This window comes from Streptomyces sp. NPDC056479 (genome assembly GCF_042795335.1).
GTDB lineage: Bacteria > Actinomycetota > Actinomycetes > Streptomycetales > Streptomycetaceae > Streptomyces.
On the sequence record NZ_JBHTRZ010000006.1, the window covers coordinates 1 to 15,837 of the forward strand.

At 70.2% G+C, this 15,837-nt stretch carries 12 protein-coding genes; 3 read left to right on the forward strand and 9 right to left on the reverse strand.

Annotation, left to right across the window (positions count from 1 at the left end):
- Positions 1-418: 418 nt before the first annotated feature.
- Positions 419-1,426 (reverse strand): stage II sporulation protein M, encoded by a 1,008-nt coding sequence (locus tag ACFQ6S_RS23445; protein WP_383413018.1) that lies wholly within the window; start codon positions 1,424-1,426, stop codon positions 419-421.
- 130 nt (positions 1,427-1,556) lie between these two features.
- On the opposite strand from ACFQ6S_RS23445, the gene ACFQ6S_RS23450 reads away from it, so the two are divergent.
- Positions 1,557-2,531 carry an RDD family protein gene (locus tag ACFQ6S_RS23450; RefSeq protein WP_383413021.1) on the forward strand — a complete coding sequence of 325 codons (975 nt, stop codon included), beginning with the start codon at positions 1,557-1,559 and terminating at the stop codon, positions 2,529-2,531.
- A gap of 7 nt (positions 2,532-2,538) precedes the next feature.
- On the opposite strand, the gene ACFQ6S_RS23455 is transcribed toward ACFQ6S_RS23450, so the two are convergent.
- Both ACFQ6S_RS23455 and ahcY read right to left on the reverse strand, forming a co-directional pair.
- On the reverse strand, positions 2,539-3,153 hold the full coding sequence (locus tag ACFQ6S_RS23455; protein ID WP_383413024.1) for a hypothetical protein: 615 nt from the start codon (positions 3,151-3,153) through the stop codon (positions 2,539-2,541).
- A 141-nt stretch (positions 3,154-3,294) separates the two neighbouring features.
- Entirely contained in the window at positions 3,295-4,752 is a 1,458-nt protein-coding gene (ahcY, locus tag ACFQ6S_RS23460) for an adenosylhomocysteinase (RefSeq protein ID WP_383413027.1), read from the reverse strand.
- A 504-nt stretch (positions 4,753-5,256) separates the two neighbouring features.
- Between ahcY and ACFQ6S_RS23465 the strand changes: the two genes are divergently transcribed.
- The gene (locus ACFQ6S_RS23465; protein WP_383413030.1) at positions 5,257-7,374 is read left to right on the forward strand and encodes a fructose-specific PTS transporter subunit EIIC; all 2,118 of its coding nucleotides are present in this window, start codon (positions 5,257-5,259) and stop codon (positions 7,372-7,374) included.
- A gap of 106 nt (positions 7,375-7,480) precedes the next feature.
- Positions 7,481-8,149 carry a signal peptidase I gene (gene lepB, locus ACFQ6S_RS23470; protein WP_383413033.1) on the forward strand — a complete coding sequence of 223 codons (669 nt, stop codon included), beginning with the start codon at positions 7,481-7,483 and terminating at the stop codon, positions 8,147-8,149.
- A gap of 102 nt (positions 8,150-8,251) precedes the next feature.
- Here the strand turns inward: lepB and ACFQ6S_RS23475 are convergent, their stop codons facing one another.
- The 6 genes from ACFQ6S_RS23475 to ACFQ6S_RS23500 all read right to left on the reverse strand — a co-directional run bounded on the left by ACFQ6S_RS23475 (position 8,252) and on the right by ACFQ6S_RS23500 (position 15,689).
- Positions 8,252-9,232 carry a cation diffusion facilitator family transporter gene (locus ACFQ6S_RS23475; protein ID WP_383413035.1) on the reverse strand — a complete coding sequence of 327 codons (981 nt, stop codon included), beginning with the start codon at positions 9,230-9,232 and terminating at the stop codon, positions 8,252-8,254.
- Between the two features lie 153 nt (positions 9,233-9,385).
- Complete coding sequence (gene manA / locus ACFQ6S_RS23480) at positions 9,386-10,537, reverse strand: mannose-6-phosphate isomerase, class I (protein ID WP_383413038.1); 1,152 nt, start codon at positions 10,535-10,537, stop codon at positions 9,386-9,388.
- A 118-nt stretch (positions 10,538-10,655) separates the two neighbouring features.
- Entirely contained in the window at positions 10,656-11,783 is a 1,128-nt protein-coding gene (locus tag ACFQ6S_RS23485) for an SIS domain-containing protein (RefSeq protein WP_383413041.1), read from the reverse strand.
- 207 nt (positions 11,784-11,990) lie between these two features.
- The gene (locus ACFQ6S_RS23490; RefSeq protein ID WP_383413044.1) at positions 11,991-12,161 is read right to left on the reverse strand and encodes a Trm112 family protein; all 171 of its coding nucleotides are present in this window, start codon (positions 12,159-12,161) and stop codon (positions 11,991-11,993) included.
- A 432-nt stretch (positions 12,162-12,593) separates the two neighbouring features.
- On the reverse strand, positions 12,594-13,958 hold the full coding sequence (locus ACFQ6S_RS23495; RefSeq protein WP_383413047.1) for a phosphomannomutase/phosphoglucomutase: 1,365 nt from the start codon (positions 13,956-13,958) through the stop codon (positions 12,594-12,596).
- A 114-nt stretch (positions 13,959-14,072) separates the two neighbouring features.
- Complete coding sequence (locus tag ACFQ6S_RS23500) at positions 14,073-15,689, reverse strand: L-lactate permease (RefSeq protein ID WP_383414497.1); 1,617 nt, start codon at positions 15,687-15,689, stop codon at positions 14,073-14,075.
- Positions 15,690-15,837: the final 148 nt, after the last annotated feature.

The following is a 15,837-nucleotide window of genomic DNA, read 5'->3' on the forward strand; positions in this document are numbered from 1 at the left end:
CTGGCGTTGATTTTTGGCACGCTGTTGAGTTCTCAAGGAACGGACGCTTCCTTTGTACTCACCCTCTCGGGCTTTCCTCCGGGCGCTTCCCTTCGGTCTTGCGTTTCCGACTCTATCAGACCGTTTCCCGATCCGATTTCCTCGGTGCTTTCCAGGTTCCCGCTCTCGCGTTTCCCTTTCCGGCGGTTCCGACTTTATCAGAAGTTTCAGACCGGACTGACCGGCCACTCATTTCCGATTCATCGGGAGAAGCTTCTCGGGAATCAATGTTCCGCTGAAGCAGATAGATTCTAACTCGGCCCGGCTGGACTACATCCACTTCCAGGCAACTGTTCGAATCTACCTCCCCGCTCGCTCCGTGTCAACGGCTCTTGTGGGGCGAAGAGGACACTAGCAGCTCAGCAGGCGTGCCCGCACATCAGGCCGCGGTCGGAACGGTCGCGCTGCGCTCGGCCGCCTCGAGGTCACCTGTGTCACCGGCGCGCGCGGCACGGCCGCCGAGGACATAGACGTATGCAAGAAAGGCCAGTTCAGCGATTACGCCGATCGTGATGCGTGCCCAGGTGGGCAGGCCCGACGGGGTGACGAAGCCTTCTATGGCGCCGGAGACGAAGAGGACCAGGGCCAGGCCTATCGCCATGCCTATGGCGGCTCGGCCTTCCTCGGCGAGGGCTGAACGCCGGGTGCGTGGGCCTGGGTCGATGAGGGTCCAGCCGAGGCGCAGGCCGGTGCCGGCGGCGACGAAGACTGCGGTCAGTTCGAGGAGGCCGTGCGGCAGGACCAGGCCGAGGAAGGTGTCCAGGCGGCCTGCCGATGACATCAGGCCGATGCCGACACCTAGGTTCAGCATGTTCTGGAAGAGGATCCAGAGCACCGGAAGCCCGAGGAAGACTCCGAGGATCAGGCAGAGGGCGGCGGCCCATGCGTTGTTCGTCCAGACCTGGGCCGCGAAGGAGGCTGCGGGGTGGCTGGAGTAGTACGTCTCGTACTGGCCGCCGGGGCGGGTGAGCTCGTGTAGTTCGCTCGGGGCCGCGATGGTGGCCTGGACTTCGGGATGGGTGCCTATCCACCAGCCCAGGAGGGCCGCGACAAGGGTCGACAGGAGCGCTGTGGGTACCCACCAGTGGCGCGACCGGTAGACCGCGGCGGGGAAACCGTGGGCCAGGAAGCGGGTGACATCGCGCCAGGAGGCGCGTCGCGTGCCTGCGACCGCACTACGCGCGCGTGCCACCAGCTGGCTGAGCCGGCCGGTCAGCTGGGGGTCGGGTGCGCTGGACTGGATCAGGGACAGGTGGGTGGCGGTGCGCTGGTAGAGGGCGACGAGTTCGTCGGCCTCGGTGCCGGTGAGGCGGCGCTGGCGCCCGAGGAGGGCGTCGAGGCGGTCCCACTCGGCTCGGTGGGCGGTGACGAAGACGTCGAGGTCCATCTGGTTTCCTGCTCCTCGGCTGTTCGTCGGCGACTCGTCGTAGGTGTCAGCTTGTCGTACTGCGGCGCGATGCGCCCTCAGCTTGGCAGACTGGCCATTTCAGGGGCAGATCAGGGGAAGGACGGTCGGCGTGAGTGAGCTGGTGACGGGCGAGGCGGTGGCGTTGGAATTGCGCCCTGCGAAGCTGCCCAGCAGGGCACTTGCCGTGCTGCTCGATCTGGCCGTGGCCTTGGTCGCCTACCTCGTCGTGACCATTGGCGTGGTCGCTGCCACCGCTTCGTTGGACGAGGCGGCGCAGACCGCGCTGTCGATCGCGATGTTCGTGTTGCTGCTGGTCGGCGGGCCGATCGCGGTCGAGACGCTCAGCCATGGGCGTTCGCTCGGGAAGCTGGCGTGCGGGCTGCGGGTGGTGCGCGACGACGGTGGACCGATTCGCTTCCGGCACGCACTGGTGCGGGGCCTCATAGGCGTGATCGAGATTCTGATGACGCTCGGCGTCGTCGCCGTCATCGCTTCACTGGTGTCCGCGCGCGGGCGGCGGCTGGGTGATGTGTTCGCCGGGACTCTCGTGGTCCGGGAACGGGTGCCCCTGACCCGGGTGGGGTTCGTGCCGCCGCCTCCGCCGTGGTTGGCCGGGCGGTTCTCGGGGCTCGATCTGTCGGCGGTTCCCGATGGTCTGTGGCTCGCCGTTCGCCAGTACCTGACGCGGATGCAGCAGCTCGACCCGCAGGTCGCCTGGAGCATGGCGGAGCGGCTTGCTACGGATCTCGCAACGCGTACGGGCGCTCCGGCCCCGCAGGGTGTGCCGCCTGCCGCGTATCTGGCCGCGGTTCTTCAGGAGCGGCAGGCGAGGGAGGCGCGGCGCGCATTCGGCAACGGGTCGGCTGCGGGCAGGGCGCCTGTCGGCGTCGAGGTGGCGGGCGGGCCGGGTGCGGCGGCTGGTGCACCCGGCACGTACGGTCCACCGGTCACGTCGCCCACGGTCATGCCGCCCCCGGCTGCGATGCCTCCGCCCTCGCCTTTCACCTACGGCGCGGCGTCTCCCGCCCCCCAGGACGCGCCACCCGCCGACCGACCCTCCACCGGCTTCGTCCCGCCGGCCTAGCCACCGCTCAAGCCGGCGGCGAGGGCGGCGATTCCAGGTCCTCCAGCTCGATGCCCGGTGCCGCCAGGACTACGTCGCCGGCGATGTGTACGGCGTGCTGCTCGCCCGTGTCCAGGGCTGTGACCTGGTATTCGTCCACGGTCAGAGAGCCGTTGTCAGTGGCGTGTGTTTGGCTGTTCACCAAGGCCCAGGACTGGTCCACGGTGCGTGGGGCGAGGACCGGATCCGTGAAGGCCACGAGGCGCACACGGGTTGCCGAGGCGGAGAGGGTGAGGCGAAGGAGACGAGCGGTGGCGATGAGGAACGCGGGGGATGTTCCGGTGAAGGCATGGGCGCGCACATTGCCTTCCGTGGCGTGAACCCCGGTGGGGTCGGTACGGACCCAGGTGACGCCGTCGAGGGCGGCGCCTCGGACCTGCCAGCCACCGGCGTGGAGTTCGAGACGGATGGGGCGGCCGAGTTCGTCGAGGGCCAGATCGACGGAGCCGCTGTGATCGCCCGCCGGGGTGGTCAGCTGGGCGACATAACGCCAGCCGGAGGGGCCGGGGGCGCAGTGGAAGTGTTCTTCTGCGAGGGGGGTGTGATCGTGCGGATCATGGAGCGAATAACGGCCGCGGGGCATCGGGGTCCTGGGGTTTGACGGACGGACTGGACCGGCCACGCGGGCCGATGAAGCTGCCTGGCCGAAGGGCCAAGCGGGCCAAAGGGGCAGGCCCCCGGCACGGGGGTGCGGGGGCCTGCCTCGGAGGAACTGCCGCTCGGCTCAGTAGCGGTAGTGGTCCGACTTGTACGGGCCGTCGACCTCGACGCCGATGTACGCGGCCTGCTCGGGGCGGAGCGTCGTCAGCTTCACGCCGAGCGAGTCCAGGTGGAGGCGGGCGACCTTCTCGTCCAGGTGCTTGGGCAGCGTGTACACACCGGTCGGGTAGGCGTCCGGCTTGGTGAACAGCTCGATCTGCGCCAGCGTCTGGTCGGCGAAGGAATTGGACATCACGAAGGACGGGTGACCGGTCGCGTTGCCCAGGTTCAGCAGGCGGCCCTCGGACAGCACGATGAGCACCTTGCCGTCCGGGAAGGTCCAGGTGTGGACCTGCGGCTTGACCTCGTCCTTGACGACGCCCGGGACCTTTGCGAGGCCGGCCATGTCGATCTCGTTGTCGAAGTGGCCGATGTTGCCGACGATCGCCTGGTGCTTCATCTTGGCCATGTCCGAGGCCATGATGATGTCCTTGTTGCCGGTCGTGGTGATGAAGATGTCGGCCTTGTCGACGACCTCGTCGAGGGTCGTGACCTGGTAGCCGTCCATCGCCGCCTGCAGGGCACAGATCGGGTCGATCTCGGTGATGATCACGCGGGCGCCCTGTCCGCGCAGGGACTCCGCGCAGCCCTTGCCCACGTCGCCGTAGCCGCAGATGACCGCGGTCTTGCCGCCGATCAGGACGTCGGTGGCGCGGTTGATGCCGTCGACGAGGGAGTGGCGGCAGCCGTACTTGTTGTCGAACTTCGACTTGGTGACGGCGTCGTTCACGTTGATCGCGGGGAAGAGGAGGTCGCCGTCGCGCTGCATCTCGTACAGGCGGTGGACACCGGTGGTGGTCTCCTCGGTGACGCCGCGGATCTCGGACGCCAGCTGGGTCCACTTCTGCGAGCCGTCCGTGATGGTGCGGTGCAGGAGTTCGAGGATGACGCGGTGCTCGTCGGACTCGGCGGTGTCGACGTCCGGGACCTTGCCGTCCTTTTCGTACTCGACGCCCTTGTGGACGAGGAGGGTGGCGTCACCGCCGTCGTCCAGGATCATGTTCGGGCCGCCGGTGGGGGTGTTCGGCCAGGTCAGGGCCTGCTCCGTGCACCACCAGTACTCCTCCAGGGTCTCGCCCTTCCAGGCGAAGACCGGGATGCCCTGCGGGTTCTCGGGCGTGCCGTTCGGGCCGACGGCGATCGCGGCGGCGGCGTGGTCCTGGGTGGAGAAGATGTTGCAGGACGCCCAGCGGACCTCGGCGCCCAGGGCGACCAGGGTCTCGATGAGGACGGCGGTCTGCACGGTCATGTGCAGGGAGCCGGTGACGCGGGCGCCGGCCAGGGGCTGCGCCTCGGCGTACTCCTTGCGGATCGCCATCAGGCCGGGCATCTCGTGCTCGGCGAGGGTGATCTCCTTGCGGCCGAACGCGGCCAGGGAGAGGTCGGCGACCTTGAAGTCCTGTCGGTTCTCGACAGTCGTCATTACGAGCTGCTCCTCGGGGTTGGGGCGAGGGTGGGTACGGCTGGTCTGCGCGGCGGCGGACACAGGGTGCCCGAAGAGGACACAGGCATGCCCGCGTACACGCAGCGCAGTCCGTCGGAGGCCCTCTCTCCCTCGGCCGGTCCTTGTCGGGACCGCCCGACCGCCATCAGCAGCGACGTCTGGCTCTGTCCCAAGCTACACCGGGAGGCCCGGCCGTCCCCAGTCCGCCTCCGAACAGATCGAGCCATCAAGGGGTCCGAGGGTGGGTGGGAAGAGGGGCCGCCCGGACGTCGGCGGCAGGGCAGGTGACGGTCGGGTGCGGGAGCGATAACAGGACACCAACGAAGAGTTCACAGGTGTCGGCAGACCGGGACGTTCCGGAAGCCTTGCCCCTTTGAGCTTGCGGTGAGGTGGGGCAGGATGCCTCGAGATCGGAACATCTGATCGATCTTGCGGGTCGTCCGGGACGGCGTATCCGCATGACAAAGGCGTTAGGAGATCGACGTGACCAATCCGGCCGGCCCTCCCCCCACGGGCAGCGGCGGCGGCGAGCAGAAGCGGTTGAGGCTGCTCGCGGTCACCGCTTGCCCGACCGGCATCGCCCACACGTACATGGCGGCTGAGAAGCTCGCGCAGGCCGCCGAGAGCCGTGGCATCGACATGAAGGTGGAGACCCAAGGGTCCATCGGGGCTGAAAACGTTCTCGATGACAACGATGTCAACCACGCCGACGGCGTCATCATCGCCGCGGACAAGGACGTGGACCTGAGCCGTTTCGCCGGTAAGCGGGTTCTCACCGTCGGGGTGGCCGAGGGCATTCGCCACCCCGAGCAGCTGATCGAGCGGGTGCTGTCGGCGCCCGTGCACACGGGAGGGGGCGCCCCCACGGCCCCCGCGTCCGGCGGTGGCAGGGAGCGGAGCGTCGGGTACAAGGCGCTGATGAACGGGGTCAGCTACATGATCCCGTTCGTCGTGGTCGGCGGGCTGCTGATCGCGATCTCGCTCTCGCTCGGCGGGCACACGGACCCGTCGGGCGGTCTGGTCATCCCGAAGGACTCCTTCTGGATGGACGTGAACAACATCGGTGTCATCGGCTTCACGCTGATGGTGCCGATCCTGTCCGGTTACATCGCGTACGCCATCGGCGATCGGCCCGCCCTCGTGCCCGGCATGATCGGTGGCTGGATCGCCAACACCGGTGAGCTGTACGACTCCAAGGCGGGCGCCGGGTTCATCGGGGCGATCGTGACCGGGTTCCTCGCCGGGTATCTGGTGTTGTGGATCAAGAAGGTCAAGGTCCCGAAGTTCGCGCAGCCGATCATGCCGATCATCGTGATCCCGATCGTGGCGACCACGGCGCTCGGGATGTTCTTCATCTACGTCATCGGCAAGCCGATCTCCTGGGTGTTCGAGAACCTGACCGACTGGCTCAGCGGGATGACCGGCACGAGCGCGATCCTGCTCGGCGCGATTCTCGGGCTCATGATCGCGTTCGACATGGGCGGGCCGGTCAACAAGACGGCGTTCCTGTTCGGCGCCGGGCTCATCGCGACCGGCAACCAGACGGTCATGGGCATGTGCGCGGCCGCGATCCCGGTCATGCCGCTCGGTCAGGGCCTGGCCACGCTGATACGCAAGCGGCTGTACACCGAGCAGGAGCGGGAGACCGGGCTCGCCGCGCTGTTCATGGGCTGCTTCGGCATCTCCGAGGGCGCGATCCCGTTCGCCGCGGCTCGGCCCGCGCAGGTCATCCCCGCCAACATGCTGGGCGGCGCGGTCGCCGGTGCGATCGCCGGGGTCGCCGGCGTCGAGGACGCGGTGCCGCACGGCGGGCCGATCGTGGCCGTGCTGGGTGCGGTGAGCGGCGTGCCCCTGTTCTTCGTGGCCGTGGTGATCGGCTCGGTCGTCACCGCGCTGACGACGGTGGCCCTCGTCGACCTGGGTGAGCGCACGCGGCGCGGGGAGGCGGGCGTCGGTGCGGGTGCGGCTGGGCCTGAGCCCGCGCTGGTCGGAGTGCCCGGTGGCGGTGGCGGTGCGGTCGTAGAGCAGGCGTCGGTACGTGCGCCGGCGACGGCCGCTGGTGCCGCGAGCAGCGCCACAGTCGTAGCGGAGGAAGCGGCGGTACCCCAGCAGGCCGAAATGTCCGACCCCGACGACGCGCCCACCGAGGTCCTGTCCGGTCACCTCACCGACCGGACCGTCAAGGTCCGCCTCGAAGCCGACGACAAGGAGGCCGCGATCCGGGAGATGGCGGAGCTGCTGGCTCGGACCGGCCGGGTCGCGGACCTGGACGAGCTGGTGGCGACCGCGCTGCGGCGGGAGGCACAGGGGACGACCGGACTCGGTGAGGAGATCGCGATTCCGCATGCCAAGACGGATGCGGTGATGGCGCCGGTCGTGGGTTTCGCGCGGTCCGTCGAGGGCGTCGAGTGGGGCTCGCTGGACGGTACGAAGGCGAGGCTGGTGTTCATGATCGCCGTACCGGAGGCGGCCGCGGGCGATGAGCATCTGCGGATTCTGGCGCTGCTGTCGCGGAAGTTGATGGATGCGGCGTTCCGGGAGCGGCTGCTGGCCGCCGGTGACGAACGCGCGGTGCTGAGGGTGCTCAGCGAGATCCAGTGACCGTGGCGCGGGCTCACGGCCGTCATGGCGTGGGCCCGCGCGGACGGTTCGGCGACAGCCGCTACCCTCTGCCGCTGCGGAAGTTCCGCCCGGGGAGGGAGTACTGATGGAGGAGGCGCGAAGACTCCAGGTCACGGCGTGGGTGGTGGGCCTCGTGGGGCTCGCGCTCGTGGTCGGGTCCGTGCTGTGGCTGCGGACGGGCTATGCGCTGTCCGCCGTGGCGAGCGAGAGCATGACGCCCACGTACGCCGTCGGCGACCGGATCGTCGCCGAGCGCGTCGACGCGGACCAGGTGGGCAGGGGCGATGTGGTGCTGTACTCCGCGCCGGAGCGCTACTACGACGGGCCGCCCGTCATGCAGCGCGTCATCGGCGTGGGCGGCGACCGCATCGTCTGCTGCGTGGGCACGGGAACGGCGCGGGAGCGGATCACCGTCAACGGCAGGCCGCTCAGCGAGCCGTATGTGAAGGGCGGCATCGCCAACGGCATGCCTCCGTACGACGTGACGGTGCCCGAAGGCCGGCTGTTCGTGCTCGGCGACAACCGGCTGAACTCCCGCGACTCCCGTTCCTTCGCCGCGGACCACGGCGGGACGGTGCCCGTAGGGGCGGTCGTCGGCCGGGTGACCGACAGCTATGCGATGCCCGTGCTGCTCGCGGTGGCCACGCTGCTCGGGTTTCTTCTCGCGCTCGCCGGGCTCGTCCTCGGGGTCGCGGCACGGAACGTACGACGGCGGCCGGCGGCGCGGCTGACGCTGTGGCCCGAGCACTTCTGACGGGACCGGCGCTCGGGAACGAGCGACGGGGCCCGCCGATCGACTCGGCGGGCTCCGTCGCCGTACGGACAAGTGCCGTACGGGAAGCTGTCGTACGAACCGTCAGTGGTCGGTGCCGTGCTGTGCCGGGCCGCCGGGCGTCGCCTCGCGGTCGGCGCCCTTGGCCGCCTCGGTCTCGCTGTAGATGTCGGGCTCGAGGTAGATGACGCGGGCGATCGGGACGGCCTCGCGGATGCGGGCCTCGGCGGCGTTGATCGCGGAGGCGACCTCGCCGGCCGTGTCGTCGTGCTGGACGGCGATCTTGGCGGCGACCAGGAGCTCCTCCGGGCCGAGGTGGAGCGTGCGCATGTGGATGATGCGGGTGACGACGTCGCCGTCGACGATGGCGGCCTCGATCTTCTGGACGTCCTCGACGCCCGCGGACTCGCCGAGCAGCAGCGACTTGGTCTCGATGGCCAGCACGACCGCGATCAGGACGAGCAGGATGCCGATGCAGACCGTGCCGATGCCGTCCCAGACGCCGTCGCCGGTGAGCAGGGCCAGGCCGACGCCGCCCAGGGCGAGGACCAGACCGACCAGCGCGCCGAGGTCCTCCAGGAGGACGACGGGCAGCTCGGGGGCCTTGGCGTGGCGGACGAACTCCTTCCAGGACTTCCTGCCCCGCAGGACGTTGGACTCCTTGATGGCCGTCCGGAAGGAGAAGGACTCGGCGATGATCGCGAAGACGAGGACGCCGACCGGCCAGTACCAGTGCTCGATCTCGTGCGGGTGCTTGATCTTCTCGTAGCCCTCGTAGAGGGCGAACATGCCACCGACGGAGAACAGGATGATCGAGACGAGGAAGGCGTAGATGTAGCGTTCGCGGCCGTAGCCGAAGGGGTGCTGCGGGGTCGCCTCGCGCTGCGCCTTCTTGCCGCCGACCAGGAGCAGTGCCTGGTTGCCGGAGTCCGCGAGCGAGTGCACGCCCTCGGCGAGCATCGACGACGAACCGCTGAACGCGAACGCCACGAACTTCGATGCCGCGATCGCGAGGTTGGCGGCGAGTGCCGCCACGATCGCCTTGGTACCGCCTGACGCGCTCATGTGTCGCGTTGTCCCTTCGCCTTCGTACGTACGCCGTCCAGGGCGTCGCCGAGGGAGCGCGCGGCCCCCGGTCGGCTTTGCCCGTCCTTTGCCGATGGGCCATTGTTGCAGCCCGGTCCGACAACGGTGTGCCGGGTCGTCCGATGCCCTCGGTCAGGCGACGACCGTGGCCCGGAAGACCGTACCGGCACCGGACACTTCGGCCTTTTCGCCCGCTGCTACGAAGACCGAGCGACCCGGCGTCAGCTCGTGTTCGCCGACGCGGACCGAACCCGCCGTGCAGAGCAGGATCTGCGGGGTCGCGCGCGTGAGGTCGTGGGCGGTGGTGCCCTCCGGAAGGACGTACCGGGAGAGCCGGAACTCGTCGATCGGGGTCTCGTAGACCTCCTCGCCGTCCGGGGCGGCCTCCGGGCGCAGCACGCCCGCGTCGCCCGCCTCGAAGCGGACGACGCGCAGGAGTTCGGGGACGTCGACGTGCTTGGGGGTCAGACCGCAGCGCAGGACGTTGTCGGAGTTCGCCATGATCTCGACGCCGAGGCCGCTGAGGTAGGCGTGCGGGATGCCGGCGCCGAGGAACAGTGCCTCGCCGGGCTGCAGACGGACGTAGTTGAGGAGCATGGCCGCGATGACGCCGGGGTCGCCGGGGAAGTGGTGGGCGATGTCGGCGTACGGGGTGTACGCGCCGCCGAGGCGGGAGCAGGCTGCCGCGGCTTCGGTGACGGTGTGCGCCATCTCGTCCGGGTCGGCGCTGAGGATCGCGGTGAGCACCTCGCGCAGGGCCGCTTCCTCGGGATGGGCGTGCAGCAGGTCGACGTACGGCTTGAGGGAGTCGACACCCAGGCCGTCCAGCGCGTCGGCGGCCTCCACGGGGGCGCGGAAGCCGCACAGGCCCTCGAACTCGGTGAGCGCGCAGATCAGTTCGGGCTTGTGGTTGGCGTCCTTGTAGTTGCGGTGGCCCGCGTCCACGGGGATGTGGCGGCGCTCCTCGTCCGCGTAACCCTCCTTCGCCTGCTCCAGGTTGGGGTGCACCTGGAGGGAGAGCGGGGCGCCGGCGGCGAGGATCTTGAGCAGGAAGGGCAGGTGGGGGCCGAACTTGGCCACGGCCGCCGCGCCCAGCTCGCGCTCCGGGTCGGCCTCGATCGCCTCGACGAGTGTGCCGCGCTCGGTGAGCGACGGTGCGCCGGGGTGCGCGCCCATCCACATCTCCGCCTGCGGTTCGCCGGTCGGCTCGACGCCGAGGAGCTTCGGGATCGCGGTGGTGGAGCCCCAGGCGTAGGGGCGGATGGTGTTGTCGAGGCGGTCCATGCGGGTTTCTGCCTGCTCTCTGTACGGGGGCGCGGTCTCGTTGCGTAGGACGCGAGTTCGCCTTGCGTACGACTGCCCGTTCCTCGGGCGTACGACCGTCAGCGCGTCCAGAGATAGATCAGGCCCCCGAGGCGAGCGCCAGGTAAACGGCGGCGAAATCGGTGATGGCGATCAGTTCCGCGAGGGTCTCGAGCTCGTCGCCGGGCTCCGGCTCCAGTTCGCTGATCGGTGTGTCATGGCTGAGAGCGAGGTCGCGGGCCGCGGGCGCGGCGGTGAGACCGCCGATCGGGCGGTCGCGCAGCAGCACCACGCGCGCGTGCAGGGCCGGTGTCTCCTCCACGCGGTCGCGGAAGAAGTCGTCGGGGTCGGCGCTGCCCGCGAGCCGGCCCGCGAGCATGGCGCTGTGCGAGGCGAGTGCCTCGGGCAGTTCGGCGACCAGGACCGGGTGGCCGGAGAGTTCGGCGACCGCGGCGGCGAAACGGCGGCCGGCCGGACCGGCGGAGACGCCCTCGGTCCAGATCAGCGGGAGCGCGTCGGCGAGTTCGGCGGCAAGGGTCTTGGCGGGGTTGCTGTAGGTCGCGATGGCGGGGCCGCAGCGCTCGGCGATGTGGTCGAGGCGGTCGGCGACCTTCTCGACGGCGTCGGGCGGGGCGGTGAGCAGGCCGGTGCGGTCGAGGAGCGCCAGGAGCGGGGTGAGCAGCGCCCACAGCACTCCGGGGGCGGAGGCCGCGAGGGGTTCGGCGTGCTCGTACGGGGCGGTCGCCATCGGTACGAACAGGCCGTGGTTGCCGTGCACCGCTTCGGCGAGCGGGGTGCGGGCGGGGGCCACGGCGACGACCGTGCAGCCGCGGCGGTACGCCTGCTCGGCGAGCAGGGTCAGGCCGGGCTCCGCGCCGTCGGGGGTGGTGATCAGCAGCAGGTCCACGGAGCCGGCCCAGCCGGGCAGCTCCCAGCGCAGGGCGCCCGCGGCGGGGGCGACTCCGGCCGGGGCCAGCCGGGTGACGGGGCTGGTGGCGCCGGCGAGCGTGCTGAGGAGGTCGGCCACGCAGATGGCGGCGGCGCCGGGGCCCGCGAGGAGGATGGCTCGGGGGCGGCCGTCCGGCTTGAGGTCGTTGATGCCGGCCTCGGCGGCGAGCCGGGCGGCGGTGCGGACGCGGGCGCCTGCTTCGGCCGCGCCTCGGAGCAGGGCACGGCGGTCGGCCTCGGCGAGCGCCTCCGGCGTGTCCAGCAGCGATTCGTCGAGCATGGGCGGCAGCCTCCGATCGCCGGGGTGGGTTGGGGCCTTGATGGGCCGGTGCGCCTTTGGGGGGTGGGGTGCGGTCCTGTTGGGCGCGGTTTTGCTGGGCGCGTCTTGGTGGGGCGCGGTTGCGGTGTGCAGTTGTGTGGTCGGCGGTGCTCGTGCGTGCGCTTGTGTGCGTACGTCTGTTGCGCCGGGGCCGTCGCGCCTGTCGCTTTACGCGGGGCGGCGGGCCTCGTCGATGAGGAGGACGGGGATGCCGTCCCGGACGGGGTACGCCAGGCCGCAGTCCTGGCCGGTGCAGAGCAGCTCGGCGTCCTGCTCCTTGAGCGGGGCGTGGCAGGCCGGGCAGGCGAGGATCTCCAGGAGGCCGGCTTCCAGCGGCATGGCGGGTCCCTTCTGGGGGTGGGGGTGGGTGGTACGTGCGTCTGTGCGGATGTGCCTGGTCAGGGTACCGCCGGTGGGGGCGGGGTGCTGGGGTTGGGCGGGGTCGGTGCGGTGGGCGGTGGTCGGGTTGGTTTCGCCCCCGCCGCCCCTACCCGTCCCGTCCTCCAGGGGCTCTGCCCCTTCGCCCCCGGGTGCTTCTGGGGGCTGCCGCCCCCAGACCCCCGCTGTCGGCCCTGAACGGGCCTCGTCCTCAAACGCCGGACGGGCTGGATGGTGCGGACCGGCGCCTGGAAAGCGGACGCGCCCCAGCGGGTGGGTGGGGGTTGGGGACGGCACGGACTGAACCTCGACCGCCGGACGGGCTGACACTGCCTGGACCGGCGCTGAGAGGTGAAGGCCGGCGCCTGGAGGTGAGCTGGGGACGGCCCCACCTCACCCCCTGATGATCGCCAGCGCCGCGTCCCGCACCTTCGCCATCGTCATCTCATCCCGCGCCTCCGCGTTCAGTCTCAGCAGCGGCTCCGTGTTGGACGGGCGGACGTTGAACCACCAGTCGGTGGCGGTCACCGTCAGGCCGTCGAGTTCGTCCAGCTCCACGTCTTCCCGGCCCTCGTACGCCGCCTTGATCGCGGCGAGGCGGTCCGTCTGGTCGGCGACGGTGGAGTTGATCTCGCCGGAGCCGGCATAGCGGTCGTACTGGGCGACGAGGCCGGAGAGGGGGCCCTCCTGGCCGCCGAGTGCCGCGAGGACGTGCAGGGCGGCCAGCATGCCCGTGTCGGCGTTCCAGAAGTCCTTGAAGTAGTAGTGGGCGGAGTGTTCGCCGCCGAAGATCGCGCCGGACCTGGCCATCTCGGCCTTGATGAAGGAGTGGCCGACGCGGGTGCGGACCGGTGTGCCGCCGTTCTCCTCGACGACCTCCGGGACCGACCACGAGGTGATCAGATTGTGGATGATCATGCCCTTGCCGCCGTGCCTGGCGAGCTCGCGCGAGGCCACCAGGGCGGTGATGGCGGACGGGGAGACCGGCTCGCCGCGCTCGTCGACGACGAAGCAGCGGTCGGCGTCTCCGTCGAAGGCGATGCCGAGGTCGGCGGACTCCTCGCGGACCCGCTTCTGGAGGTCCACGATGTTCGCCGGGTCCAGGGGGTTGGCCTCGTGGTTCGGAAACGTGCCGTCCAGCTCGAAGTACATCGGGACGACGTCCAGCGGGAGGCCGCCGAACACGGTCGGCACGGTGTGACCGCCCATGCCGTTGCCCGCGTCGACGACGACCTTCAGGGGGCGGATGGAGGTCAGGTCGACGAGGGAGCGGAGGTGGGCCGCGTAGTCCTCCAACGTGTCGCGCCGGCTGATCGTGCCCGGCCGCGCGGCCGGTGCCGGGGCGCCCGACTCGGTCCAGCCCTCGACCAGTTCGCGGATCTCGGCGAGCCCGGTGTCCTGGCCGACCGGGGCGGCGCCCGCGCGGCACATCTTGATGCCGTTGTACTGGGCCGGGTTGTGCGAGGCCGTGAACATCGCGCCCGGCAGGTCCAGGGCACCCGAGGCGTAGTACAGCTGGTCGGTGGAGCACAGGCCGATTTCGGTGACGTCGACGCCCTGGGCCGCGGCCCCGCGCGCGAACGCGCGGGACAGACCGGGCGAAGAGGGGCGCATGTCGTGACCGATCACGATCGCGCTCGCCCCCGTCACCTGGATGAAGGCGGCTCCGAAGAGCTCGGCCAGTGACTCGTCCCACTGGTCCGGGACGACACCGCGCACGTCGTACGCCTTCACGAGCTGTGACAGATCAGCAGCCACGGCCAACCCTCCTGAAAGTCCTGTCGGTGACCCCAAGCTACCCGGCCGGACCGACACCGCGCCGAGTGCCCGGTGAGTGGACCCCGAGCCGTAACCAGGAGGTCAGCGCAGGAGTCAGGGCAGCATCCAACCGAGCACCGGTGAACTCTGTCCGACCACGATCAGACACATCACCAGCAGCAGCCCGAGACTCCACGGCAGCACCCGACGCAGCAGATCCCCCTCCCGGCCCGCCAGCCCCACGGCCGCGCACGCGATGGTGAGGTTCTGCGGCGAGATCATCTTGCCGAGCACACCACCTGAACTGTTGGCGGCGGCCAGGAGTTCCGGAGACAGCCCCGACTCCCGCGCCGCCGTCACCTGCAGAGCGCCGAACAGCGCGTTGGCGGATGTGTCCGAGCCGGAGACGGCCACCCCGAACCAGCCCAGCACCGGCGACAGGAAGGCGAGCCCGGCACCCGCCGCGGCCACGAAGTAGCCGATGGTGGCGGCCTGTCCGGAGAGATTCATGACGTACGCCAGCGCCAGCACGGACGTCACGGTCAGGATGGCGAACCTCAACTCGTGCACGGTGGCGGCCCACTCCCTGACGGCCACGCGCGCGTTAACTCCGAGCACGACCGCCGTGCACACCCCGGCGAGCAGTACGAGCGTGCCTCCGGTGGACACGATCGGCCAGCTGAACACATTGCCGCCGACCGGCTCGCCGTCCGGGCCGACGACATCGAGGAAGGGCCAGTCGTAGGTCTGGGTCGCCTCGGCCAGCCAGTCCTTGATGACGGCGATCTGCGCGACGGAGAAGATCACGACGATCAACGCGTACGGCGCATAGGCCCGTACGACCTCCCCGCGCGGGTCGTCCTCGTCCAACTCCTCACTGCGCGCGCCGGTCAGCACGGACGCGCGTACCGCCTCGTCGGCGGGCACGCGCGCGTGCGGTACGGCGACCAGGGCGCCCGCACCGGCCAAGGCGGCGCCGATGTCGGCGAGTTGCGCGGAGACGTAGTTGGAGGCGGCGAACTGGGCGACGGCGAAGGCGACTCCGCACGCCAGAGCGGGCACCCAGGTCTCCCGCAGCCCGCGTCGCCCGTCCACGAGCCCGACCAGCACCAGCGGCACGACCAGGGCCAGCAGGGGTGTCTGGCGGCCCACCACGGAGGCCACGTCGTCCAAGGGCAGCCCGGTGACCTGAGCCAGCGTCACCACCGGCGTTCCCATCGCCCCGAAGGCCACGGGGGCGGTGTTGGCGACCAGCGCGACGACCGCCGCCCGCACGGGCTCGAAGCCCAGCGCGACGAGCATGACCGAGCAGATCGCGACAGGCGCCCCGAACCCGGCGAGCGCCTCCAATAGCGCCCCGAAACAGAAGGCGACGACGAGCGCCTGGATGCGCGGGTCGTCCGACAGCCGGCCGAACGACCGGCGAAGGATGTCGAAGTGCCGCGTCCGGACGGTCATCCGGTACACCCACAGGGCGTTGACGACGATCCACAGGATGGGGAAGAGCCCGAAGACGGCCCCCTGGGCGCCGCTGGAGAGTGTCTGCCCGAGCGGCATGCCGTACGCGAGCCAGGCGACCAGCACGGCGGCCAACAGCCCCGTGAGGCCCGCCAGGTGCGCCTTCATCCGGACCCCGCCCAGCAGGACGAGGACGATCACCAGCGGTAAGGCCGCGACGAGGGCGGACAGGCCCAGCGAGCCTGCGACGGGTTCCAGTTCCTGGACGTACACGGGCGCCTCCCCGGATTCCGCCATGCGGAAAGCGATTTCTCGTTCCGGCATACGGAATGGTCGTGTCCGCGACAACCAGACGTCAATGCTTGTGCATCACTCAATGAATCGAGCACACAAGAACCACAGAAAAACCAACGTCACCAAA

What these genes read in the sequence shown, in the direction of transcription:
- manA (WP_383413038.1), bottom strand. Translation starts at nt 10,537, where the DNA reads ATGGACCGCCTCGACAACACCATCCGCCCCTACGCCTGGGGCTCCACC.
- ACFQ6S_RS23445 (WP_383413018.1), bottom strand. Translation starts at nt 1,426, where the DNA reads ATGGACCTCGACGTCTTCGTCACCGCCCACCGAGCCGAGTGGGACCGC.
- ACFQ6S_RS23475 (WP_383413035.1), bottom strand. Translation starts at nt 9,232, where the DNA reads ATGAGCGCGTCAGGCGGTACCAAGGCGATCGTGGCGGCACTCGCCGCC.
- ACFQ6S_RS23455 (WP_383413024.1), bottom strand. Translation starts at nt 3,153, where the DNA reads ATGCCCCGCGGCCGTTATTCGCTCCATGATCCGCACGATCACACCCCC.
- lepB (WP_383413033.1), top strand. Translation starts at nt 7,481, where the DNA reads ATGGAGGAGGCGCGAAGACTCCAGGTCACGGCGTGGGTGGTGGGCCTC.
- ACFQ6S_RS23490 (WP_383413044.1), bottom strand. Translation starts at nt 12,161, where the DNA reads ATGCCGCTGGAAGCCGGCCTCCTGGAGATCCTCGCCTGCCCGGCCTGC.
- ahcY (WP_383413027.1), bottom strand. Translation starts at nt 4,752, where the DNA reads ATGACGACTGTCGAGAACCGACAGGACTTCAAGGTCGCCGACCTCTCC.
- ACFQ6S_RS23485 (WP_383413041.1), bottom strand. Translation starts at nt 11,783, where the DNA reads ATGCTCGACGAATCGCTGCTGGACACGCCGGAGGCGCTCGCCGAGGCC.